The following is a 23,899-nucleotide window of genomic DNA, read 5'->3' as shown; positions in this document are numbered from 1 at the left end:
TAGATCCCAGGATTGTCTTTCTTCCCACAACCAATGCGTCCATGAATGTCAAATGCCAAATTAAAAATGCCAAATGGCGGTATTCTATCTATTAAAACCGATTTCATCCTTCATTTGATATTTGGGCTTTGGCATTTGGCATTTTCCCTCTATTGGGAATGGTGCTTATGCAAGAACGGCCGTTTTTTTATTTTTACAGGCTGTCTTTACTCACTTGCGCGGTCGCCCAGGTTGCCGTAGCGGTGGTAGTTCACGCTGATAGACTGCTCCTGAACGTATTGGAGCAATTCGATCCGGCCTTCCATGCTGACCGGTGTGCGCGAGATATAAAAACCGGTTTGGGCGGCTTGGACAAACACCGTCATGGGCACCCGGTCCGCCGCGGCATACCGGATGCGCTGCACTTTGGGCATGAATTCGCACAGCGCCGCATCACTCTGCTCGGCAATGGCCACATCCTTACAAAACAGTTTTCCGTGCCGGGAATTTAAAAATGCGGTGACGTCACTATCAAGGCCCGGCGGGATGCTGAGCATCGGCACACACCGGGTGGTGATGGCCGCGGCAACACGGCCCAGGGTTTCAAACAGGCTGTCTTCGGCCGTCACCCGGATGACGACCCGGCCCTTGGGCAGGTAGCGGAAAAAGTTGTCCTGGCCGCGAAGATTGAAATAGTCGTGCTCCCGGCCAAATTCCTGCTCATACCAGTACAGGTAACTTTTGATCGCCCGAACGGTTTTCCACAGGTCATCGACAACCCTCGCGGGAAAGCGCCCCCATTTCAAATCGATCTCCCAGTTCTGGGCAATGCGCAGCAGGGCGGATTCTCTGGCGATGGGGCCGGCGTGCGGCCAGTCCACATCTTTAAAATTCATGAACTGATACACATAATTGGGGCTGCCGGCCTTGATGCCCGCGCCCAGGGCGGATTTTCCCATGCCCCCAAACGGCTGGCGCAGGACAACGGCGCCGGTGGTACCCCGATTGATGTACAGGTTTCCGGCCTTGACCGCCTCGCGCCATTGCATCTGCTCCCGATGGTCGAGGCTTTCCAGCCCCGACGTCAGGCCATAACCGGTTTGATTGACCAGTTCGATGGCGTGATTCAAATCCTTGGCTTCCATAACGCCGATCAGCGGGCCGAAAAATTCGGTCATGTGGGTGTAAGAGCCAGGTTTGACGCCCCATTTGATCCCCGGGGTCCACAGGTAGGGGTTGGATCCCACCGGTTCGGGCGTGAGTGCCCACGCCTCTCCGGGTTCAAGGGTGGTCAGGGCCCGTTTGAGGGCGTTGCCGGGCGGATGGATCAGGGGACCCATTTTATTCTGAAATTCCCAGCAGGAGCCCACCGGGTAACTTTTGGCCGCATCCACCAGTTGTTTGCGAAACAGCGGATCATTGTAGACTTCTCTTTCCAGGATGACCAGAGACGTGGCACTGCATTTTTGACCGCAATTGGAAAATGCCGAATGCAGGATATTTTTAATGGCCTGATCCCGGTCCGACATGGCCGTGACAATGGTTGCGTTCTTGCCGCCGGTTTCCGCGGCCAGGATCATATCGGGCCGTTTTTTGAGCATGTTCATGCCCGTATCGGTTCCGCCGGTGAGAATGACAAAATCCACGCCCTGGTGGCCGACCAGTTTGGATCCAACCGCCTCGCCGGAACAGGGCAAAAATTGTAAAACCGTTTTGGAAACCCCGGCCCGGTAGAAGCACTGGACCAGCTCCCATGCCGTGACCACAGCATCGGAGGCAGGCTTGAAAATGACCGTGTTGCCTGCGGCCAGGGCGGCCACCATCCCCCCGCAAGGAATGGCAATGGGAAAGTTCCAGGGCGTCACCACCAGCCCCACACCTTTGGGCGTGGCTTCGATGCTGGTCATGGTCTCGAACAATTTTGCCGAGTGCGGGTAGAACTCCGTGAAATCGATGGCTTCGGAAACCTCGGGATCGGCCTCGGTAAACACCTTGCCCGTGTTTGCCGCTGCCGCGCCAATGAGATCCCCCCTGGCCTTGCGGAGCTCGTGGGCTACCTGACCCAGGATGGCGTGGCGCGCATCCAGGCTTTTGGCACGCCAGCCGTCCGGGTCGGCCTGGGCGGTTTGCACCGCTTTTTCCACGTCCTGTTCCGTGGCCATGCAATACCTGGCAACAACAATGCGCTGCCCGCTTTTTTCATCAAAACGGGCAGAGTCTATGGCCTCACGTTGATCCCGGTCCACGATTTTTTCACCCGCCACGACAATGGGAATGATTGCCGGCGGGCCGGCCCCTTCAACCATCCATTTGTCGCGTATGGATTCGGCCCACCCGGCGTTGGCCGGCAGAGACCAGTCCGTATCCGGCTCGTTGGTAAAGCGCTTCGTATGGTAGGTGCCGATGTCTGGTGCAAACGTCTCGGTTGATCTGCTCTGGGTGCGGTTCGGACCTTCCGGGGCGATGTCGATGTGATCACAGGATTCCAGAAACTGTTGCTTCAAGAATTCCCAGGCCTTGGAATCTGTTTTCAGCGCCGGAGAATATCTGAGAAAATTCTCAGGTGCCGTGTTCTCGTCCAGCCGGCGAATCAGATAAGCAATGGCGTTGATGAACTGCGCCTCGGTTGCTACCGGGGCGTATAAAAGAACATCGCCGGACATGTCGCAAATGGCCCGGCGCACATGGTCGGCCATGCCTTCGAGCATTTCGAACCAAAACTGGCCGGTCACGCCCAGGGCCTTGCCGGTCTCATGGGCCCAGGCCAGTTCGAACAAGTTGTGGGAAGCCACGCCCAGATGCACGGCAGCGATGTTTACCGGCTGCATGGCAAATCTGACCATGCGCTTGTAATTGGCGTCCACATCGCGTTTGTTGTCATAGGGCGCCAGGGGCCAACCAAAATGATGCGCCTCGAGCATCTCCATTTCCATGTTGGCGCCCTTGACAATGCGCAGGTTGATCGGTGCGCCGCCGGCAGCCACCCGCTTTCTGGCCCACTCGGTCAATCGCTGCTGCAGGGGCCAGGAATCCGGGATGTAGGCCTGGAGCACGATTCCCGCGGTGTAATCCTTGAACACCGGATTATCCAGGGTACGCACAAAGGCCTCATAGGTAATGGCAAGGTCCCGGTACTCCTCCATGTCCATGTGCACCACCTTGGGCACCATGGTGCCATCGTGGCGGGTGAATGTGTTCTGTTTGGCTTTTTCGAACAGCTCGGACAAACGCTCCACCAGAATGGCCACGGTGTGCTCGAACGCCAGGGAAGAAATCTGAGAGTAGAGCGTTGAAATTTTGACCGAAATGTATTCCACGGCTGGGTCGGTCATGTCCTGGATGTAGGTCATCAGCCGATGATGGGCTTCGGCTTCGCCAAGCACTGCCTCACCCAGGTGATTGATGTTCATTCGCACGCCCTGTTTCTTTCTTTTCTCCAGGTGATTGTGCAAAGGGCCGGGTTCACCGGCAATGATGGCACGGGACGAGGATTGACGCATCTGCCTGACCATTTGCGGCACGCTCACGTGCGTCAGGTGCCGGCCCAGGCCCATGAACATTTGGATGAGCAGTTTTTCCACCCGGGAGAAAAACCCGGGCACGCCGAAATCCCGAAGGAGATGGTTGACCTGGTCGGCCACACGGTCGTTGTCGTGAGAGCGAAAACACTGGTCGATCATTTTTGTGAGGACGACCTTGTCGTTCGGGTGGGTCAGCAGTTTGAGCATTTGCTCTTGAATGCCCTTCTCCTCACGTGTCAGGAGTTGGTTTGCCCGGTCTTGCCATGTTGCCGCCAAGTCAGCAGCCGCCTGTCTGATCTTGCTGTCGTCCAAGCCAGCCATGTTCACTCCTTTCAGAGCCTGTTTTGATTAAACAGGCTCTTGGATCATTATCATTCGGAGCCTCCCAGATACGCCTGCAGCACATCGGGATTTTTAAGCAAGCCGTCGGCCGTATCGGACACGACGATTTTGCCCACCTCCATGACGTACCCCCGATGGGCCAGCTTCAGCGCCATACGGGCGTTTTGTTCCACCAGCATGACCGTCACACCGGCCTGATTGATTTGGCGAACGGTTTTAAAAATCTGGTTGACCAGCACCGGCGCCAAGCCCAGGCTGGGCTCGTCCAGCAGCAGGAGCTTGGGATTTGACATGAGTGCCCGCCCAATGGCGAGCATTTGCTGCTCACCACCGGAAAGGGTGCCCGCCAGTTGCGTGCTGCGCTCGGCCAGGCGCGGAAAGAGCTCAAAAATCCATTCCAGGCTTTTTGCCACCCGGTCACTGTTTTTGGCGGTAAACGCCCCCAGATTGAGATTTTCCCGCACCGTCAGGGTCCCGAACACCCGGCGTCCTTCAGGTGACTGGGTGATTTTGCGCGTTACCACTTTATGGGCCGGCAGCTTGTGCAGTGCCTCGTCCCGAAACAGAATTTCTCCTTCAGTCACCTTGACCAGCCCGGAGATCGCATTCAGCGTGGTGGTTTTTCCCGCGCCGTTGGCTCCCAAAAGGGTGACAATCTCCCCTTCCTCCACCTGGATGTCGACGCCGTGCAGGGCCTGTACATTGCCGTATTTGACGTGCAGGTTTTTAATATCCAAAAGCATGTATGCTCCTTAAGAACAAGGCGCTAAAAGTCGTCTTCGTCGCTGCCGAGATAAGCTTCGATAACCTTGGGATCCGTTTTGACCTCATCCGGGGTCCCCTCGGCGATTTTCTTGCCGTACTCCAGGACCACCAGATACTGGCAGGCCTTCATGACCAGACTCATGTCATGCTCGATCAGGAGCACGGTGATGCCGCGCTGCTTTATCTGGAAAATCAATTCCACCAGGGCGGCGGTTTCCTGCTCGTTCATGCCGCCGGCCGGCTCGTCCAGGATGATCAGTTGCGGGTCCGTAGCCAAAGCTCTGGCAATTTCCAGAAGCCGCTGGTTGCCATAGGAGAGATTTTTGGCCAGATTTTCCGCCTGGGTCTCCAGACCGGTAAAGCGCAATTCGGCCATGGCCTTGCCCAGGCTTTTTTTCTCTTCTCGCCTTGCCCCGGGAAGCCTGAACATCGCGGATATGGGGCCGGCACGCATGCGGCAATGGCAACCGGCCAGCACATTTTCCAGCACCGACATGTTCTGGAACAGACGAATGGTCTGAAATGTCCGGGCGATGCCAAGCGCCACGATTTTATGGGTCAATTTGCCGGTAATGGTCTGGTCATTGAAAACAATTCCCCCCTGGTTCGGCTTGTAGTTCCCGGTAATCAGGTTGAACACCGTGGTCTTGCCCGCCCCATTGGGGCCGATCAAGCCAAAGATGGCGCCGCGTGGCACCTTGAAGGAGACATCGTCAACGGCCGTCAGACCGCCGAAGGTTTTGGTCACGTTGTCCAGTGTCAGGAGGCTCACAGCGTCACCTCCTTTTCATCGATTTTATGAATGGGATATCTGGGTGGCTTGGGCGGCATGATCCCTTGCGGTTTTAAGACCATCATGATGACCAGCACGATACCGAATACAAGCATTCGGTATTTCTGAAATTCCTGGAATACCTCAGGAAGGCCGACCACCAGAAAGGCGCCCAGGATCACGCCCGGGATGTAACCGGAACCGCCCAGAATCACGATCATGAAAAGGGTGACCGACTCCGCAAACGTAAAACTGCTGGGCGAAATGAAGGTGATTTTACCGGCAAACAGGGTGCCGGTCATGCCCGCCCAGACAGCACCGATGACAAAGGCGCTGAGCTTGTAGCCTGAGGTGTTCACGCCGCTTCCTTCGGCAGCGATTTCATCCGAGCACAAATAACGCAGGGCGCGACCATAACGGGACCGTTCCAGAAGATAAAAAAGTAAGATGGTAGCTGCTAAAAAAGCGCTGATCAGAAAAAAATAGTGGGTGGTGTTGACGATGCCGTTGATTTCAAAACCAAAAATCGACGGCGGCGCCACGCCAAAAATGCCATTGGGTCCGCCAGTGGTGGCCGTGGCGATTTTTTTGCACAGTGCCCAGTTTTGAATTCCCGCTGCGATAAAAATGCTGTTCACCCATTTGGCCACACTGCCAACCGCGTCATTGATGATGGCAATGCGCACAATTTCCACCATGCCGATGGTGACAATCAGCAGATAATCGCCCCGCAAATGGATAATCGGCCGGGCCACGACCAGCGCGAACAGGCCGGCCAGGACACCCGCCAACGGCATCGTCCACAGGGTCGGCATACCGAATTGCACCGATAAAATCGCCGTTGTGTAGGCGCCGATGGCATAAAAGGCCGCATGCCCCATGTGGAACATGCCGCCATAGCCCAAAATGACGTTCAACGACAAGGCCAGGATGGCGTAAAGCCCCACGGTGTTCAGCACGTCGGTCTGGTAGTTGTCCAGAAAAACGGGCGAGATGATCCAGGCCAGAATCACCAGGGTGTAGATGATCTGCAGCTTGGAAAAGCGTGGTGTCTTGTTCATATCTTCTCCGCCACCCTTTCCCCTAACAGGCCCGTGGGACGGACAATCAGGATCAAAATAAGCACCGCGAAAGTGATGGCGTCCTTCCAGGCCATGGAAATATAGGCCGCGCCAAGCGATTCGATGACCCCCAACAGCAACCCGCCGACCATGGCACCCGGGATATTACCGATGCCTCCCATAATGGCTGCGGTAAACGCCTTGAGGCCGTATAGCCATCCCATGGTCCATTTGATCTGCCCGTAATACAGACCGACCATGACGCCGGCGGCCCCTCCCAAAGCCGGACCGATAAAGAAAATCAGCATGATCACCAGGTTGACGTTGATGCCCATGAGCCGGGCGGCATCCTGGTCGATGGCGGCGGCACGAATGGCCGCACCAATGGTGGTCTTTTGAATGAAGGCATACAGGGCAACCATGAGAACGACCGATGCACTTAACAGCAGCAGACGTTTGACTGGAAACGGCAGCCCGAAAATGCTCAGCACCTGGGTAGGCAGGATACCATGGGGATAGACCTGGGGGTTGGGACCGAAAACGAGCATGATCGCATTGGAAAAGACAATGGACATGCCCAGGGCCGATACCACCGCCGACAGGCGCGGAGACGTTCGCAGGGGTTTATAGGCCGCCTGATCCAAAAGGATCCCCACAATCCCTACCAGACAGACGATCATAAGCAACAGGAGGCCAACACCCAGGGCAAAGCCCAGTTTGTCGGTAAGCGAAAACGCAGTCAAAAGGGAAAGCCCTAAAAAGGCCCCGATGGTGAACAGGTCACCATGGGCAAAATTGATCAGCTTTAACACGCCGTATACCAGGGTGTAGCCCAAGGCAATGAGGGCGTAGATGCCGCCGATGGCCAGCCCGTTGGTCAGTTGCTGGAAAAATTGTTCCATGAATCCGTTCCCTTTGCGGGTCATTCAGGTTGTTCAGGTTATTATGGCACCTCTAAAAAAGAAAACGGGCATCACAACAGGTTCATAGGACAAGAAAAAAGGCAATGTTTCCCATCCGGCTTGTTTTTAACGCCCGTTTTCCGCACCCCCTTCACCGATGCAGATTCCTGACATGCACCGGTCAAAGGGGCTTGCAGATAGCATAAGCACAATTTGTGATCCGAAAAAATGTGAAATACCCTGTTTGTTTACTGAAGGATGAACTCGCCTTTGGCATCCACTTTATAAACCCGGTAAACATCGCCGACCCGGTCGCCCTTGTCGTCAAAGGAGATGGTTCCGGTGAGTCCGGGGAAGTCTTTCATATCGTTTTTCAGGTAACTTGCGATCTTGTCGGGGGCGGTGGACTGGGTTTGTTTGATGGCTTCCACCATCACGCGGAAACCGTCGCCGGAAAGAACCGCCCAGATGGATCCGGGCGCAGCGCCATATTTCTTGGTGTAGGCGGTCAGGAAATCTTTGGCTTCCCTTGAGGGCAGATCCTGTGGGACCGGTGGAGAAATAAAGAAAAACCCTTCAGCGGCATCCTTACCGGCAATCTTGACCAGGTCTGGGTTGTTGGTTGCATCGCCGCCGATAAAGGGCACGTTAAAGCCCATTTCTTTTTTCTGACGCAGCATGAGACCGGCTTCGGGGTAATAACCGGTAAAAAAAACCACTTCGGCATTCTTGGTTTTGAGGGTGGTCAAAATGGTGGTGTAGTCCTGTTCGCCAGGGGTCAGCGCGTCAAAGAAGACAATGTCAACAGCCTCTTCATCCAGGATCGCCTTTGTTTCCTCGGCCAATCCCTTGGCATAAGTCGTGTTGTCATGCAAGATGGCGATTTTTTTGTAGCCCATGGAGACAAGGGTCTTGGCCGCGACACGGCCTTGTTCATCATCGCGGGGGCTGGTGCGGAAGAAGTACTTGAAGCCCTTTTCGGTCAGGCGCACAGCCGTGGACCCATTGGCGATCTGGGGAATTCTGGCCGCATTGTAAATGCCCTGGGACGCCTCAGTCACAGAGGAGCCGTAGGTTCCGACTACCGCCGCGATGCCTTTGGTGACCAGACGCTGTGCTGCCAGCGCTGCGGTTTGCTCGTTACCGCCGTCGTCAGCCACCACGACCTCGATGTTTTTGCCCAGCAGTCCGCCATCCGCGTTGACCTGATCGGCCAGCAACTCACAGATCTGCTTCATGTCCTGCCCTTCTGCAGCCCAGGAACCGGTAATGGGCGCCGTAAGCCCGATTTTAACGGTGTCTGCCGCCAGGGTCGGCACAGCCAGGGCAAGACTCAATGCCACAATCAGAAACAATGTTTTCTTCATTCCAATCTCCTTTTTAAAGTAGGGGGGATATTTTTAGGAAATGAGCAAACCATCTGTAATAATTTAAGGATACCCTTATCTAGCACCATCGGTCAACCGGATTTTAATCGCCTTTGGGGATGAAAGCATCATCAATCGGCTGGTTGGGCACGCGTAAAGAAAAAGGGGCACCGTTCAAGCCGCTTTATTGCCGGTTTGCTGGAGCGCATTTCCCGCAATGATAAAACCTAAGCCAACAATTGTTGATGTCAATATTTCTTCTCCAACCAGAAAATGGATAAAAACCAAGGAAAGAAATGGTGAGAAGAAAATCAGGGTGGAGACTTTGGCTGTGCTGGAAGTCAGGCGCAGGGCTTTCAGCCAAAAGACGAAAGTAATGCCCATTTCGAAAACACCTACGTAGGCCGCTCCGGCAAGCCCCTGCCAGGTAATCTGCCAGACAGATGAAAAAAGCAGGCTGATCGTAAAAATCAACGGGAATCCAGCTGCAAAATTTAAAAACAGGCTGACGACCGGATCGGTCTTGTCTCTGGCATTGAAAATCCAGAATAAGGCCCAGATGATGGTGCTGCCCAGGGCCAGGGCCACCCCTGATCCACTTGAAAATGTCAGGTCAAACAGATTCCCGTGGGTGGAAATAATGACCACGCCGGTATAGCTGATGCCGATGGCCACAGCCTCCCGAATGCCTAACCGCTGGCCAAGCAGGGGCCAGGAAAGAATGGTCAGGGTAATCGCCCAGGTATAATTGAGCGGTTGAGCCTCCTGGGCCGGCAACAGGTCATAGGCCGCAAATAGCACAATGTAGTAAAGAAAGGGATTCAACACGCCTAACGCAAGGCATCGCACAAGGCTGCGGCGCGGCAGGGTTTTCAACAGGAGCAGTTTCTTTTGGACGACCAATACGAAAAAAAGACAACAAACGGAAAAAAAATCGGCCCACAACAACAGCTGAATCGGGCGCATGTGCCGCAGGGAAATCTTGAATGCCGAGGCCACCGTCGACCAGATTAAAACGGCTGCCAACGCGTAAACATATGCCTGTTGTTGCTGTTTCATGTATTTTCAAGGCTGGATTTAAAGGGAAAAACAAGGGCACGGTCACAGCCCTTGACGACGATCAAGAATAACTCGCCCCATTGATCTTTTTCACGTTCATGACCGCGGTCGATCCGCTTGCATGGGAAGATACCAGTGCTTGCCGAAGACAGGAATCGGACCTATCATGAAAGATACAATTGCCACCGGTAAGCGTAAAGGAACATCCCATGCGCAGCAGCGTCTATAACCGTTTTTACAGTCACTTGCAATCTGTGATCCCTGAATCGCGCCTTTTTACCGATCCCCTGCGGACCCTGGCCTATGGTACGGATGCCAGTTTCTACCGTCTGATTCCCAAGGTGGTCATACGGGCGGAAGACGAACAGGACGTTTCCGAAACCCTCAAGCTGGCTGGGCGCATGAGGCTTCCGGTCACCTTCCGGGCTGCCGGCACCAGCCTGTCCGGCCAGGCCATCAGCGACTCGGTGCTGCTGGTAGCCGGAGAGTCGTGGCAGCAGTGGGAAATCCTGGATCACGGGGCAAAGATCCGCCTGCAGCCGGGCATCATCGGCGCCCGCGCCAATCAACTGCTGGCCCCTTACGGCCGCAAGATCGGTCCGGACCCGGCTTCCATTGGTGCCGCCATGATCGGTGGCATCGCCGCCAACAATGCGTCGGGCATGTGCTGCGGCACAGCCCAAAACAGCTATCAGACGGTAGACAGCATCCGTATCGTGCTGGTCGACGGCACGATCCTGAACACCGGTGACAGGGCAAGCAGGGCGGCCTTTCGTGCGACCCATACCCCCATGCTGGAGCGCCTGGAAGCGCTCTCACGGCGGGTCAAGGCCGATTCCCTCCTGGCCGAGCGCATCCGCAACAAATTCAAAATCAAGAACACCACCGGATACAGTCTCAATGCGCTGGTGGATTACAGCGATCCCTTCGACATCATCACCCATCTGATGATCGGTTCGGAAGGAACCCTTGGATTCATATCCCAGATTGTCTATCGCACCGTTGCGGCACCGCCGTTTAAAGCCACCTCGCTGATGATATTTCCGGAGATCGACACCGCCTGCCAGACAGCGCGGCGCATGCAGACCCTGCCCGTGGTCGCGGCCGAGCTCATGGATCGCGCCGCCCTTGGCAGTGTCGAAAAAAAACCCGGTATGCCGGCGGCCATCCGGGGCCTGGGCCGGGATGCCACGGCGCTTCTGGTGGAAACCCAGGCCGATACATTCGACGATCTGGCGGCCAACGTTCACACGATTGCCGATGCGCTCAAAAACCGCCTTCGCACGCATTCCCCGGATGGCGGCAAGACCCACACCTGGCAGATGACAGGCAGTGATTTCGTCGCACCGGCGGTGTTCACCGACAATGCCGCCATCAGCGACCGGCTCTGGAAAGTCCGCAAGGGCCTGTTGCCATCCGTGGGCGCGGTGCGGCGTGTGGGATCCACGGTCATTATCGAGGATGTGGCCTTTCCCATCGACCGCCTGGCGCCGGCAACACTTGAACTGCAGGCGCTTTTGGGTAAACACGGCTATGATGAAGCCATCATTTTCGGTCATGCCCTGGCCGGAAATCTGCATTTCGTCTTCTCCCCGGATCTCGGACAGACAAAAGAGGTGGATCGCTACGCGCGGTTCATGGACGACATCGCCAGCATGGTGGTGGACACCTTTGACGGATCGCTCAAGGCCGAGCACGGGACCGGGCGCAATATGGCCCCGTTTGTGGAAAAGGAATGGGGGCATGACGCGTACACCCTGATGAAGGAGATCAAGTCCATCTTCGATCCCGACGGACTGCTCAACCCCGGCGTGATCCTGAGCAGTAACCCCACCGCCCATCTGGATAACCTGAAGCCCCTGCCCGCCGCCGATCCGCTTCTCGACGCCTGTATGGAGTGCGGGTTCTGTGAATGCCACTGCCCATCGCGCAGCTTGAGCCTGACCCCCCGCCAGCGCATTGTGATTCAGCGGGAAATTGCCCGTCTGGCGCGTACCGGCGAGACACCATCCCGCCTGGCCGAGTTGAAGCAGGGCTACCAGTGGCAGGGAGAAAGAACTTGTGCGGCCGACGGCCTGTGCGGCGTGGCCTGTCCCGTGGATGTGGATACGGGCAAGTTCACCAAAACCCTTCGCGCCCGAAACATCCACGGCAGGCTTCCTCAATGGCTGGCCGACTGGGCCGCCGATCATTTCGACACACTGACCCGCGGCATCCGGGCCGGTCTTGGCGTGGCCGATCGGGTCCACCAAACAGTGGGCTCCCCGGCCATGCAGCGCATGGGTGATGTGGCCCGGCGCCTGTCACGCGGCCGGCTGCCGGCCTGGCTGCCGTCCATGCCCACGGCAGCCGAGCCGCCCCGCACCAAGCCATCAAAAAAAAGAGCCGCACCGGCCGTGGTCTACTTTCCCGCCTGCGTCAGCCGAACCATGGGGCCGGGCGCCGACGATCCGCTGACCGAGCCGCTGCACCGGGTTACCCGACGGGTCGTAGAGCGCGCCGGATACCGTGTCGTCTTCCCCGAAACCATGCATGCATTGTGCTGCGGGCTGCCCTTTGAAAGCAAGGGCTTCTTCGAGCAGGCCGACCGTAAATCCGCCCAGCTGGAAAAAGCCCTTCTGGCCGCATCAGACAATGGACAGCTGCCGGTACTGTGCGATACCAGTCCCTGCCTGGAGCGCATACGTCGCACCTTCGGCCCCCGTCTGAAACTCTTCGAGCCCGTGGAATTCGTCGCCCGCTTTCTGCTCCATCGCTTGACCATCACCCCCACAAAGGACCCCATTGCCCTTCACGTCACCTGCAGTGCCCGTAAAATGGACCTTGATGAAGCCTTCATGACCGTGGCCGGCGCCTGTGCCGAAACCGTTGTCGTCCCCCACGGCATCGATTGCTGCGGTTTTGCCGGTGATCGCGGGTTCAATGTACCGGAGCTCAATGCATCGGCCCTGGCAGGGCTCAAAAAGGCTGTTGCCGGCTGTACGGCAGGCTACAGCAACAGCCGCACCTGTGAAATCGGCCTGTCGACCCACAGCGGTATCCCTTATCGCTCAATCATGGTATTGGTGGATCAATGCACGCGTTCAACCGCCAAATGAAAGCAGCCCGTCGCAGGAACGCAGAAAGGCACAACCTGTTTGATTGGCATGGATCATTTGCCTTTGACATTCACCGGCCGGCAAGGCAGAATTGCGGGCAACCCGATACCATCAGAGTCTGTCATGACACACCCGATTATTCCTACCCTGATTCTCAAACCCAAACGGGAAAAATCCCTCGTCGGTCGCCATCCGTGGATCTTCTCCGGTGCGGTCAATCGTGCTCCGGGAGATATCCAGGCCGGCGATACCGTCGACGTTCTGGCGGCCGGTGGCCGGTGGCTGGCCCGGGCCGCCTATTCTCCCCGCTCCCAGATCCGCGCCCGCGTCTGGACCTTCGATAGGTCGGAAGCCATTGACGCGGGGTTCTTTGACCGGCAACTGCAACGGGCCCTTTGTCTCCGAAAATCGATTCTGGACCCGTCCGAGACCAACGCCTTTCGCCTGGTGAGTGCAGAATCCGACGGCCTGCCCGGATTAATCGTCGACCGCTACGACCGGTGGCTGGTCTGCCAGTTTCTGACCACGGGCGCTGAAAAATGGAAAGCCACCATCGTTGAGGCCCTGGCCCGGCGCATGCCCGATTGCAAAGGGATCTTCGAGCGTTCGGATGTGGATGTACGCAAAAAAGAAGGACTGAAGCCGGTTACGGGTAAGCTTTGGGGTGATGATCCACCCGATCATATCGAGATAGTGGAAAACGGCTGCCACTACCGCATCGATGTGCGAAAAGGTCACAAAACCGGGTTTTACCTGGATCAGCGAGACAACCGCGCCTGGGTGGCCGCCCATGCCGCCGGGGCCGAAATGCTCAATTGTTTCGCCTATACCGGAGGGTTCGCCGTGGCGGCCCTTGCAGCCGGCGCCGCCTGGGTGGTCAATGTCGACGCATCGGCAGGTGCCCTGGACCTTGCCCGGGAACATGTATCGATCAACGATCTGAACGACAGATGGGTGGAATATGAAACCGGCGATGCCTTCAGCCTGTTGCGGCAATATGCCGATGCCGGCCGGCACTTTGATCTGATCGTTCTCGATCCGCCCAAGTTCGTTAAATCCAAGGGTGACTTAATGCGCGCCAGCCGGGGATACAAGGACATCAACCGGCTGGCGTTCATGCTATTGAAGCCCAAAGGCACCCTGTTCACCTTCTCCTGCTCAGGATTGATGGGACGCGATCTGTTCCAGAAGATCGTTGCCGACGCTGCCCTGGATGCCGGCCGACGGGCGGTGATTCTGCGCTGGCTGAGTCAGGCGCCGGATCACCCCACGGCCCTGTCTTTCCCCGAAGGCAGCTACTTGAAAGGGTTGATTTGCCGGGTGGATTAAACGGCTTCCAGTCGTGGACCGATCACCGATAACCGATTACTGATAACCGATCACCGATCAAAGGAGTAATAATATGAAAAAATTTCTTCTCATTTTGATGCTCAACCTGCTCTTTGTTGCCACGGCAGCGGCCCAGGGGGTCATCAGCGTAAAAAGCAATTACGGTGTTGCGACTACGGCCAACCGTCTGGAAAAGGCGCTGCAGGAAAAAGGCATTACCGTGTTTGCCCGCATTGACCATGCCGACGGGGCCCGTAGCGTCGGTCAGACGCTGAAGCCCACCATACTGGTCATTTTTGGCACCCCGGCGATGGGTACCCCATTGATCGAGCGCAGCCGAACCATGGGCATCGACTTGCCGATGAAGGCATTGGTCTGGGAGGATAAGGCTGGTAAGGTATGGTTTTCTTACAATGATCCAGACTACCTGTTTCGCCGTCACGGCTTGACGGAAATGAGTGCCGCCATGCAGAATTTGCAACAGACCCTGGCCGGTTTGGCCGCCGCCGCCACCCAACCCTGACCGAGCGCCGGCATGCAACGATTTTCACTCGATACATATTTGATGCACGTGATCCGAGCGCCCGCATGGGCGCTTTTGGGCTGCGCGCTGATTACCTTTTTTCTTGGTTGGCAGTTGCCACGGCTGACCTTTAAAACCACGGTTTATGACCTGGTAATCGAGAATGTGGACGAAACCATACGCTACGACCAGTTTCTGTCCCGTTTTGGATCCGATGAGATCATCCGGCTGGTGGTCAAGGCCGGCGATGTGCTCGATCCGGCAACTTTTGCAAAAATCACCCAGCTATCCGATGCACTGGCCCAGATCGATGGGGTCATCCGCACCATCAGCCTGCCGGAGATAAAGAAAAGCGTCGATCGGAGCAACCAATGGGACATGGCTAAATTTGCTACCATGCTGGCCCCGGTAGACCTGTTCGAGCGCAACCTGATCGCTGCCGATCATAAAACCACGATCATCACCCTCGTGCTGGACGCCCAAACAGACAAGGATGCGGCCATCACCGCCGTGCGCCAACTGATCGCCGAGACCGGCAACGACCTGAGTTTGTATCAGACCGGTATGCCGATAGTATCCGAGGCCCTGGCCAATTACACGCGGCAGGATTTTTTTCACCTGACGCCCATCACCATGCTGGTCATTGCCATTCTCCTGGCCCTCTTGCTGCGTCATCTGCGAAGCCTGTTGCTACCGCTTGCCTGCGTCACCCTTTCCGTGGTGTGGACCTTCGGCCTGATGGCCCTGGTCGGCATTCCCGTATCCATGCTGACCATCATCATACCGGTATTTCTCATTGCCGTGGGCACGGCGTACTGTCTGCACATCGCCAGTGAATACTTAAAACAGATCCGCGCCACAACCAGCGCCAAGGAGGCCACCACAGCCACTTTCAAGCGTCTGGCCTTTCCGGTGACCCTGGCAGTGGCCACTACCCTCATCGGCCTTGGTTCCCTGTGGGTCAACCCGATTACCGCCATCCGCGAGTTTGCCATTTTCGCCTGTTTCGGCATGCTCAGCCTGCTGATCGTTGTGCTCTCCTTTTTCCCGGCCATGCTCTCCCTCTTGCCGGCATCGCCCCCCTCCTCCAGCATGGCGCCTTCGATCGACCGCTTTTTTGACCGCATACTGACCGGGGTGGTCACCCTGAATCTCAAGTACCGCAACCGCTGCCTGCTGGTCATCGGCCTGATCACCATCGTCTGTTTGGCGGGCATGCTGCGCCTGCGCGTGGAGACCAACCCGGTGGCTTATTTCAAAAGCAGTACCGATGTCAGCCGCCAGTTTCACGATATCTACCAGGACATGTCCGGCAGCTTTCCCATGAACGTGGTCATGGCCGGCGGCGAAGCGGACTATTTCGAAACCCCCGGTAACGTGGCCGCCATTGCCGATCTGCAGGCCTATCTGGAGGCCCTGCCCGGCGTGGACAAAACCATCTCCCTGGCCGATTATCTCAAGCTGGTCAACTACACGTTCAACACCTTTGATCCGGCGTTCTACCGGTTGCCTGAGGACAGCTATGACCTGCGCATGCTGATGAACAACTTCAAGATCCTGTTGGGCAACGATCTGTTGCAGCGCTTTATGAGTGCCGATTACAGCCGGGTGAATATTCTCATGCTCACCCACATTGCCAGCTCCCGCGATTTTCTGCATACCCGGGATCAAATTCTCACCTATGCCAATGGGCAGCTCGATGCGGATGTTCGCGTGGACGTAACCGGGCTGGGCGTGGTCATCGCCGCCTCCAGTCGCTTGCTCACCCTGGGCCAGGTGAAAAGCCTGGCGATTTCCCTGGTGTTGATCTTTCTGGTGATGGTCATGCTGTTTCTCTCCAGCATGGTGGGACTGATTGCCGTCGTGCCCAACCTGTTTCCGATCATTGTCAACTTCGGTCTCATGGGGCTGCTTGGCATTCCCATATCCGTGGCCACCAGCCTGATCGCCAGTATCGCCATCGGCCTGGCCGTGGATGACACTATCCATTATCTGGTACGCTACAACTCGGAATTCAAAAAAGACCTGAACAAAGACCGGGCCATGCGCGACACGCTGATCAACGTGGGACGGCCGATCATTTTCACATCCCTGACCATCAGTCTGGGATTTTCCGTGCTGATCTTCTCGCATTTTCAGCCGACCGCCATCTTCGGTTTTCTGATGGTCGTAACCATGCTTTCCGCCCTTGTCGGCGATATGATCCTGCTGCCTTCGCTGATGCTGCATGTGGAGTTGGTCACAGCCTGGGATCTGCTCAAGATGATGCCCACCATGGGCGGCATTTCACCGGCCACGCTCCATGAACTCAATCAACCGCTCAATGCCATCAAAGTGGGCAGCGACTTTCTCAAAATGATGGCCCGTAAGGACATTCCCCCCAAACCTTCGCATCTGGCCGAAGTTGCAGCAGAAATCGGCAACCAGGTTACGCGGGCCTCGGGCATGATTCAGCGCCTGGGCGAAATGGGACAGGCTCCGGGCTTTACCAAACAGCCGCTTTCCATCGGAGGGCCCATTGCCGACACCCTGGCGGTGGTGGAAAATCAGCTGCTGCTTGAAAACATTTCGCTGATTGTCAATGTTGATCCGAAGCTGCCCCCCATCATGGGGCACCACGGCCGGTTGGTGCAGGTCATCTACAACCTTTTGGACAACGCCAGGGAGGCCATCGTTCGCCAACGGGAGCAAGAGGCCAGCCCGCGCGAGCATACCGTCACCATCAACGCCGCATCATCCGCAGGATTCGTTGTGGTGACGATCACCGATACCGGCATTGGCATCCCCGACCACGTTCAGGACCGTATTTTCGAGCCTTTTTTCACCACCCAAAATGCCGGAGAAGGCAAAGGCCTGGGACTTTCGATTGTCCATGAAATCGTGCGTGATTTCGGCGGGCGTATCATTGTCACCAGTCATCCGGATCTGGGAACAACGATCACGCTCTCATTTCCAGCCGCAGTCCAAATGGCATGATATGATCTTGCGCTCGGTCCTTTTAGTGAATTAGAATAAATGATGTTCCCGATAAACGCGCCTTGGGCGTATCAAAACAGCGCTGATTTTTGTTCAGAACCGTCCATAGGAAAGGATCCTCATCATGTCCAAAACACTGTACTGGATTCAAGGGGGAAGCTGCGGCGGCGACACCTGGTCCCTGATGAACGCGGACACACCGGATCCGGTCGAACTGTTTTCAAGCTTTAATATCGAGGTGCTCTGGCATCATGGGTTGAGCGTTATGCGTGCCTCGGATCTGGATATGCTCAACGAGCGTATTCTGTCCGGCGATCAGCCCCTGGATATTCTCTGTGTGGAGGGCTCGATCATTCATGGACCCAGCGGCAGCGGCCGGTTTGACATGCTTCCCAGTGGTCCCCGCAAGGATTTTATTTACGCTCTGGCCAAACAGGCTCAGGTGGTTCTGGCCGTGGGTACCTGCGCCAGTTTCGGCGGGATCGGTTCCGACAGCGAGATCATGGCCGGGGGGCTGCAGTTCAATAAATGGAAGATGGGCGGGTTGCTGGGGCAATCATTTATTTCCCGGGCGGGCTATCCGGTCATCAACCTGCCGGGTTGTCCGTGCCACTGCGATGTCATGGTGGGCACCCTGTCGGCCCTTGCCGTCGACGACCCGGTAAGACTCGGGCATTACAACACCCCCGTGGACTGGTACGGGGTCATGGTCCACCAGGGCTGCACCCGCAACGAGTATCATGAGTACCGGATCGAGGAAAAACGCTTTGGCGAGCGCGGATGCCTTTTTTTCTACATGGGGTGCCATGGCCCACTGGTCACCGGGCCCTGCAACAAAGCGCTGTGGAATCGCCGCTCGTCCAAAACCCGTGTGGGCGTGCCCTGTTTCGGGTGTACGCGGCCCGACTTTCCCCAGCAGTATCCGTTTTTCGAAACCCGCAACATCGAGGGGATTCCCATCGAGTTGCCTGACGGCGTCAGCCGCGCCCATTACATGGCCTATAAAGGAATGGCCGCCGCCGCCGCGCCTAAACGCCTCATCCAACGTAAGACCAACATTTAATGGAGGAGTAGCGGGATAGATCCGTTAAGCGAAGCGCACCATGACAACGCTAAAAAAAAGAATTCCATTGAATCGCGTGGAGGGGGATCTGGAAATCCACCTGGAGATCGATCGCGACAACGTGGTCACCATGGCCAGGAGTGTGGGCACTATGTACCGGGGCATCGAAAACCTGATGACCGGCCGCGGCCCGTTGGACTCTCTGGTCATCACTCCCCGGATCTGCGGGATATGTACCACGGCGCATCTTTGCGCTGCGGCCAGAGCCCTGGACATGGCCTGCCAGGTGACGATTCCCGCGGATGCCCAACGGCTGCGCAACACCACCTTGATGGTCGAACAGATACAAAATGACCTGCGGCATCTGTTTTTGCTGTTTATGCCGGACTTCACCCGTTCCCACTATGCCGAGCACCCCCTTTTTGATCAAGCCGTGGCCCGTTACCAGCCCCTTAAAGGGCAAACCACGCTGCAAACGATCCAGGCGACCAAGCGGCTGATCGAAATCGTCGCCATTCTGGGCGGTCAGTGGCCGCATTCGTCTTTCATGGTACCGGGCGGGGTGGTGTCGGTCCCCAGCAGCGGCGACATCGCCCAGTGCCGCCATATTCTGAACGGTTTTCGAAGATGGTATGAAAAACAGGTTCTGGGCTGCTCGCTCGAGCGCTGGCAGGCCGTCCAGACATGGGACGATCTACAGGCCTGGTTGGATGAAGATGCCTTACACCAAAACAGTGAGCTGGGTTTTTTTCTTAAGGTAGGGCAATCCACCGGCATGGATCGCCTCGGCCGCGGCCCGGACTGTTTTATCAGTGCCGGCGGACCCGACGTACCCGGATCGGATGGCAGCACGACATCACTCGTCCCGGCCGGCGTTTTTTCTGCGCAAGGGATCGCTGCTCTGGATCCGGAGAAGATTACCGAGGATGTCACCTGTTCTTTTTTCAAGGAAACCCCCGGTCATCCCTTTGAGAGCCGGACCCTGGCTGATCCCGACACCACTGATGCACGCAAGTACTCCTGGGCCAAGGCTCCCCGCTACGATGGGAAGCCTGCCGAAACCGGGCCGCTGGCCGATCTGTTGATGGCTGACAACCCGCTTTTTGTGAATGCGGTACGCGCCGGTGGGACCAACGTGCTGATTCGCGAGCTGGCCCGCATGGTGCGGCCGGCCATGCTGTTGCCGGCCCTGGAGCAGTGCATTGCCGGCATGTCCCATGCAAACGCGCAATTTTATACCGACGCCCTGAAGCCGCTGACAGCCAAAAGTGTGGGTATGGTCACAGCCCCCCGAGGACTGCTCGGCCACTGGGTGGTAATCCACGACGGCCGGATCGCCAACTACCAGGTGGTCACCCCCACGACCTGGAATGGCTCTCCGCGTGACCGGGAAGGGACGCCCGGCCCCTGGGAGCAGGCCATCATGGGCACGGTGGTAAAGAAGCCCGGTGACCCGGTGGAAGTGGAACAGATTGTACGATCCTTTGACCCCTGTCTGGTTTGCACGGTTCACACCATCCAGGTTCCCTGAACGTTCACTTTCCGGGTGTGATCCATTGAAGACGATAACAAGGGCTTTGACATGACATCCCAAGCACTCGCTACCCTGCTCTCCCGCCCCCAGGGCCACACCCACTACCGGTGGCCCAAACGCTGTGCCACCTGCCAGGATCGGGAAAACTGCCCGGTCCAGGATCTGGTGGTGGACAACGAAATTTTAAGGGAGGAGATCCGCGTCTCCCGTGAGTCAGCCGAAATCACCGCAAGCCTGGTGGTCAGGCAGTTCGAGGAAACCGAACGGATCCTTCAGCGTCTGCAAATGGCCAATGCCCAGCGCAAGGCCGTACTCGACTCCGCAACCCACATGGCCATCGTGGCTACCGACAAGAAGGGACAGATCATCGTTTTCAACAAGGGGGCGGAAAACATGTTAGGCTATGGTGCCGAGGAGGTCATCGGCAAAGCCACCCCGCTGACGTTCCACTCCCCCAGTGAGCTTCATCAACGCGCCCTGGCAATGGGTGCCGGCACCGGTCATCTGGCCGATAGCGGCATGGCCCTGTTGTTTCAATACGCCCTGCAACCCGACCAGGAACAACAAGAATGGACCTACCTGCATAAAAACGGCACGGCGTTTCCGGTGACCCTTTCCATCAATCCCTTGCGTGATCCGGACGGCGTGGTCAACGGGTTTTTGTTCATCGCCACGGACATCACCGAGAAAAAGCGATCGGAAATGGCCCTGCGGGAAAGTGAACGCAATTACCGCATGTTGATCAACACCATTCCGAATGTGGTGTTCAAGGGATATGCGGACGGTACCATTGATTTTTTCGACGACAAGGTCGAAATGGTCACCGGTTATCCCCGGCAGCTGTTTTTATCCAAGGCCCTTAAATGGCACGATCTGATCCTGCCCGAGGACAGGGATCGGGTTCGCCGGATTTTCATCGATGCCCTGAAAACCAATCATCAATACATTCGCGAATACCGCATCCGCAAACAAAATGGTGCCATTGTCTGGCTGCAGGCCAGTGGACAAATCGTCTGCCGCGAAGACGGAACCATTGATTTCATCAGCGGCGCGTTTCTCGACATCACCGTTCGCAAAAAGGCCGAAGCGGCGCTGCATGATTCGGAAGAGAAATACCGCTCTTTGTTCGACAGCGGTCCCAATCCGATTTTTGTGCTCGAGCCTGCCGACAAGCGCATTCTGGACGTCAACCCGGCAGCCCTGGACGCCTATGGATACACCCAAAAAGAAGAGTTGATCGGTCGCATCTTCAGCGAACTGGGAGAATTCGAAATCCACGATATGGTCATGGCGTCCCATGGGGCCGTGGATTGGACGGACAGCTGCTTTATCAACCAGAAAGCCAGACATCTGAAAAAGGACGGCACGCCCTTTTACATCCGCGTCAAGGCCTGCCCCATCAAATACCAGGACCGTCTGGCTTTGATCCTGGCGGCCACTGATATCACCGAGTCAATCGAAAAGGATGCCCAGCTTTTTCAGGCCAGCAAAATGACCACCCTTGGAGAAATGTCCGCCGGCATCGCCCATGAACTGACCCAACCGCTCAATGCCATTAAAATCGGCAATGATTATCTGAAACGCAAAATCGAAAAAGGGCAGACCCTCACCGCCAGCGAAGTGGATCGGGTGGCCACGGCCATCACCGAGCAGGTGCATCGGGCCTCGGACATCATCAATCGGTTACGGGAGTTCGGACGCAAATCAGACTTCAAGATGCAGCCGGTCAATGTCAATACCATCGTGACCAATGTGCTGGGCATCATCGGCCAGCAGTTATCCTTGAGCAACATCAACGTCACCTGCGAGATGGCAGACGCGTTGCCGACCATTCTGGCCAATCCCAACCGGCTGGAGCAGGTGCTGTTCAATCTGGTCACCAATGCCCGTGACGCCATCAGTCAGACCGGCACCATTAAGCAGCGCAATATCATCATTGAAACCTACCAGGAAAACGATGACGTGGTCTGTGCCGTGGCCGATACCGGTGCCGGGATTGCCGACGAAAATCGCGATAAAATTTTCGAGCCGTTTTTCACCACCAAGGAGGTGGGCAAGGGCATGGGGCTAGGGCTTGCGATTACCTATGGTATTGTTCGCGACTATGGCGGTGAAATCACCGTGAAAAGCAAGGAAAACCTGGGGACCCGTTTTGAATTGCGATTTAAACGATCGGGTATGGAAAGCTGAAGTTTACAATCAGATTGGAAGCGTGCAATCATGACACAAATTCTCATTATCGACGATGAAAAACCGACCCTGCAAATGCTCACCCTTTATCTGGATGTGTGCGGGCATGAAGTCCTGACGGCGGAAAATGAATCCGAAGGAATGGCCATGTTCGATAAACATCGTCCCCCCATCGTGCTGACCGACATCAAAATGCCGGGCAAGGATGGCTTTGCCGTCCTGCGCCAGATCAAATCCATGGCGCCGGACACGCACGTCATCGTCATCACCGGGCACGGGGATCAGGATCTGGCCCGCCAGGCATTTGATCTGGACGCTTGTGCCTTTTTTAACAAGCCCCTGGATACCGACGCCCTGGAACAGGAAATCCAACGCATCGAAGCCACGTTAGAGAACGCGACCTGACCGTATTAACATTTCACGAACCCAGTTTTTTTTGGTAGCGCTTGATTGGGGGATCGTATCGACAAAAGGATATCTCGCACCTGATCTTCGTTGTCGTATTCGCAACCGATTTTTTCGTTTTTCGATTACGATAACGACAACCGCTTCGCTGATAACGAGATTTGGAAGTTATTCCTGCCCCATGAGGCCCTGGAGAAAGGCAAGCACATTGCTCCCCAGAACATTATGATTGTATCCACCCTCGAAAATTCCGTAACAGCCGCCATGGTTTCTTGCCGCCGCCTTCAAAACCCAGCCCCCCATGGTCCGGTAATCGTCCGTCAAGAGCAGCCCGCCCCAATCTTGGATATGGTTGTCGAATCCTGCGGATACGGCAATCACATCTGCGGTGGTCAAAAGCAGGGCTTGATCCACCTGCGACAGGTAGGCACGCCGGTCACGGGCTTCGGGATTGAGAATTTCCACCCATGGCAGGTGTCCCAGAATATTGACGGTACCGTCCCCGTAGTGCATATCGAAATCGAGAATGAATGCCGATTTGATCCGGTGAGTGGTGTAAAGGTGCATCAGGGAAATCGCCATGTTATTGAAAAAACAAAACCCCCAGCAGCTATCTGCCGACGCATGGTGGCCCGGCGGACGAACCAGGGCGAAACTGGGTGATTGCATTGCGGCTGCTGCAGCCTGGGTGGCGGCACCGGCAGCCAGTGCGGCAATGTCATATAATCCGCGACGCCGGATAGACTCGATGTACTTTTTGGGATGAACGGCCATAAGATCGACGTCGGCGATCGGATCAGGGGTGACGATGTCAACATGAGGGGCGAGACGATCCATTATCACCTCCATCCGTCCTGCTTCAGCGGCCGGATCATTCGTATAAACCGTGAAAAAATCGGGGTGAAAATAGACATTCATCCAATCGGGTCCTCTCTATCGGTTAACTTGAGACGCTAAAGGCCAAATTTCAAACGCACCGGGTCTGCCGTCAATGCGGTCATCAATAAACCGTA

16 protein-coding genes are annotated in these 23,899 nt (G+C 56.3%); 8 read left to right on the top strand and 8 right to left on the bottom strand.

Annotated elements, in window-relative coordinates; all coding sequences use genetic code 11:
• Positions 1 to 206: 206 nt before the first annotated feature.
• The 7 genes from Dvar_RS16845 to Dvar_RS16815 form a co-directional block, all read right to left on the bottom strand.
• Positions 207 to 3,821: a proline dehydrogenase family protein gene (locus Dvar_RS16845; protein WP_419662851.1), complete on the bottom strand. Its 3,615-nt coding sequence runs from the start codon at positions 3,819 to 3,821 to the stop codon at positions 207 to 209.
• Positions 3,822 to 3,871: 50 nt separating this feature from the next.
• On the bottom strand, positions 3,872 to 4,585 hold the full coding sequence (locus Dvar_RS16840) for an ABC transporter ATP-binding protein (protein WP_419662850.1): 714 nt from the start codon (positions 4,583 to 4,585) through the stop codon (positions 3,872 to 3,874).
• A 23-nt stretch (positions 4,586 to 4,608) separates the two neighbouring features.
• A complete protein-coding gene (locus Dvar_RS16835; RefSeq protein WP_419662849.1) occupies positions 4,609 to 5,379 on the bottom strand; it encodes an ABC transporter ATP-binding protein in 771 nt (256 codons plus the stop codon).
• On the bottom strand, positions 5,376 to 6,440 hold the full coding sequence (locus Dvar_RS16830; protein WP_419662848.1) for a branched-chain amino acid ABC transporter permease: 1,065 nt from the start codon (positions 6,438 to 6,440) through the stop codon (positions 5,376 to 5,378). Before Dvar_RS16830 ends, Dvar_RS16835 begins: the two co-directional genes overlap by 4 nt.
• A complete protein-coding gene (locus Dvar_RS16825) occupies positions 6,437 to 7,342 on the bottom strand; it encodes a branched-chain amino acid ABC transporter permease (RefSeq protein WP_419662847.1) in 906 nt (301 codons plus the stop codon). The genes Dvar_RS16830 and Dvar_RS16825 overlap by 4 nt, the downstream gene beginning before the upstream one ends.
• A gap of 248 nt (positions 7,343 to 7,590) precedes the next feature.
• The gene (locus tag Dvar_RS16820) at positions 7,591 to 8,709 is read right to left on the bottom strand and encodes a branched-chain amino acid ABC transporter substrate-binding protein (RefSeq protein WP_419662846.1); all 1,119 of its coding nucleotides are present in this window, start codon (positions 8,707 to 8,709) and stop codon (positions 7,591 to 7,593) included.
• A gap of 174 nt (positions 8,710 to 8,883) precedes the next feature.
• Entirely contained in the window at positions 8,884 to 9,768 is an 885-nt protein-coding gene (locus tag Dvar_RS16815; protein ID WP_419662845.1) for a DMT family transporter, read from the bottom strand.
• A 209-nt stretch (positions 9,769 to 9,977) separates the two neighbouring features.
• Here Dvar_RS16815 and Dvar_RS16810 point away from each other — a divergent pair, with 209 nt between their 5' ends.
• The 8 genes from Dvar_RS16810 to Dvar_RS16775 all read left to right on the top strand — a co-directional run bounded on the left by Dvar_RS16810 (position 9,978) and on the right by Dvar_RS16775 (position 22,886).
• The gene (locus tag Dvar_RS16810) at positions 9,978 to 12,866 is read left to right on the top strand and encodes an FAD-binding and (Fe-S)-binding domain-containing protein (protein ID WP_419662844.1); all 2,889 of its coding nucleotides are present in this window, start codon (positions 9,978 to 9,980) and stop codon (positions 12,864 to 12,866) included.
• Positions 12,867 to 12,989: 123 nt separating this feature from the next.
• Positions 12,990 to 14,195: a class I SAM-dependent rRNA methyltransferase gene (locus tag Dvar_RS16805; RefSeq protein ID WP_419662843.1), complete on the top strand. Its 1,206-nt coding sequence runs from the start codon at positions 12,990 to 12,992 to the stop codon at positions 14,193 to 14,195.
• Positions 14,196 to 14,268: 73 nt separating this feature from the next.
• Positions 14,269 to 14,718 (top strand): DUF302 domain-containing protein, encoded by a 450-nt coding sequence (locus Dvar_RS16800; RefSeq protein WP_419662842.1) that lies wholly within the window; start codon positions 14,269 to 14,271, stop codon positions 14,716 to 14,718.
• A 12-nt stretch (positions 14,719 to 14,730) separates the two neighbouring features.
• Positions 14,731 to 17,694: an MMPL family transporter gene (locus tag Dvar_RS16795; RefSeq protein ID WP_419662841.1), complete on the top strand. Its 2,964-nt coding sequence runs from the start codon at positions 14,731 to 14,733 to the stop codon at positions 17,692 to 17,694.
• A gap of 124 nt (positions 17,695 to 17,818) precedes the next feature.
• Positions 17,819 to 18,757, top strand: coding sequence for an NADH:ubiquinone oxidoreductase (locus tag Dvar_RS16790; protein ID WP_419662840.1), 939 nt, complete (start codon positions 17,819 to 17,821; stop codon positions 18,755 to 18,757).
• A gap of 40 nt (positions 18,758 to 18,797) precedes the next feature.
• A complete protein-coding gene (locus Dvar_RS16785) occupies positions 18,798 to 20,288 on the top strand; it encodes a nickel-dependent hydrogenase large subunit (RefSeq protein ID WP_419662839.1) in 1,491 nt (496 codons plus the stop codon).
• 51 nt (positions 20,289 to 20,339) lie between these two features.
• Complete coding sequence (locus Dvar_RS16780; RefSeq protein ID WP_419662838.1) at positions 20,340 to 22,481, top strand: PAS domain-containing sensor histidine kinase; 2,142 nt, start codon at positions 20,340 to 20,342, stop codon at positions 22,479 to 22,481.
• 30 nt (positions 22,482 to 22,511) lie between these two features.
• On the top strand, positions 22,512 to 22,886 hold the full coding sequence (locus tag Dvar_RS16775; RefSeq protein ID WP_419662837.1) for a response regulator: 375 nt from the start codon (positions 22,512 to 22,514) through the stop codon (positions 22,884 to 22,886).
• 168 nt (positions 22,887 to 23,054) lie between these two features.
• On the opposite strand, the gene Dvar_RS16770 is transcribed toward Dvar_RS16775, so the two are convergent.
• Positions 23,055 to 23,804, bottom strand: coding sequence for a histone deacetylase family protein (locus Dvar_RS16770; protein WP_419662836.1), 750 nt, complete (start codon positions 23,802 to 23,804; stop codon positions 23,055 to 23,057).
• Positions 23,805 to 23,899 lie beyond the last annotated feature (95 nt).

Source organism: Desulfosarcina variabilis str. Montpellier (assembly GCF_048565275.1).
Classification (GTDB): domain Bacteria; phylum Desulfobacterota; class Desulfobacteria; order Desulfobacterales; family Desulfosarcinaceae; genus Desulfosarcina; species Desulfosarcina variabilis.
This window is presented reverse-complemented; position numbering and strand designations above follow the sequence as displayed.

Coding starts and splice junctions, on each gene's coding strand:
- Dvar_RS16845 (WP_419662851.1), bottom strand. CDS start 3,821: ATGGCTGGCTTGGACGACAGCAAGATCAGACAGGCGGCTGCTGACTTG.
- Dvar_RS16840 (WP_419662850.1), bottom strand. CDS start 4,585: ATGCTTTTGGATATTAAAAACCTGCACGTCAAATACGGCAATGTACAG.
- Dvar_RS16830 (WP_419662848.1), bottom strand. CDS start 6,440: ATGAACAAGACACCACGCTTTTCCAAGCTGCAGATCATCTACACCCTG.
- Dvar_RS16825 (WP_419662847.1), bottom strand. CDS start 7,342: ATGGAACAATTTTTCCAGCAACTGACCAACGGGCTGGCCATCGGCGGC.
- Dvar_RS16820 (WP_419662846.1), bottom strand. CDS start 8,709: ATGAAGAAAACATTGTTTCTGATTGTGGCATTGAGTCTTGCCCTGGCT.
- Dvar_RS16815 (WP_419662845.1), bottom strand. CDS start 9,768: ATGAAACAGCAACAACAGGCATATGTTTACGCGTTGGCAGCCGTTTTA.
- Dvar_RS16810 (WP_419662844.1), top strand. CDS start 9,978: ATGCGCAGCAGCGTCTATAACCGTTTTTACAGTCACTTGCAATCTGTG.
- Dvar_RS16805 (WP_419662843.1), top strand. CDS start 12,990: ATGACACACCCGATTATTCCTACCCTGATTCTCAAACCCAAACGGGAA.
- Dvar_RS16800 (WP_419662842.1), top strand. CDS start 14,269: ATGAAAAAATTTCTTCTCATTTTGATGCTCAACCTGCTCTTTGTTGCC.
- Dvar_RS16795 (WP_419662841.1), top strand. CDS start 14,731: ATGCAACGATTTTCACTCGATACATATTTGATGCACGTGATCCGAGCG.
- Dvar_RS16790 (WP_419662840.1), top strand. CDS start 17,819: ATGTCCAAAACACTGTACTGGATTCAAGGGGGAAGCTGCGGCGGCGAC.
- Dvar_RS16785 (WP_419662839.1), top strand. CDS start 18,798: ATGACAACGCTAAAAAAAAGAATTCCATTGAATCGCGTGGAGGGGGAT.
- Dvar_RS16780 (WP_419662838.1), top strand. CDS start 20,340: ATGACATCCCAAGCACTCGCTACCCTGCTCTCCCGCCCCCAGGGCCAC.
- Dvar_RS16775 (WP_419662837.1), top strand. CDS start 22,512: ATGACACAAATTCTCATTATCGACGATGAAAAACCGACCCTGCAAATG.
- Dvar_RS16770 (WP_419662836.1), bottom strand. CDS start 23,804: ATGAATGTCTATTTTCACCCCGATTTTTTCACGGTTTATACGAATGAT.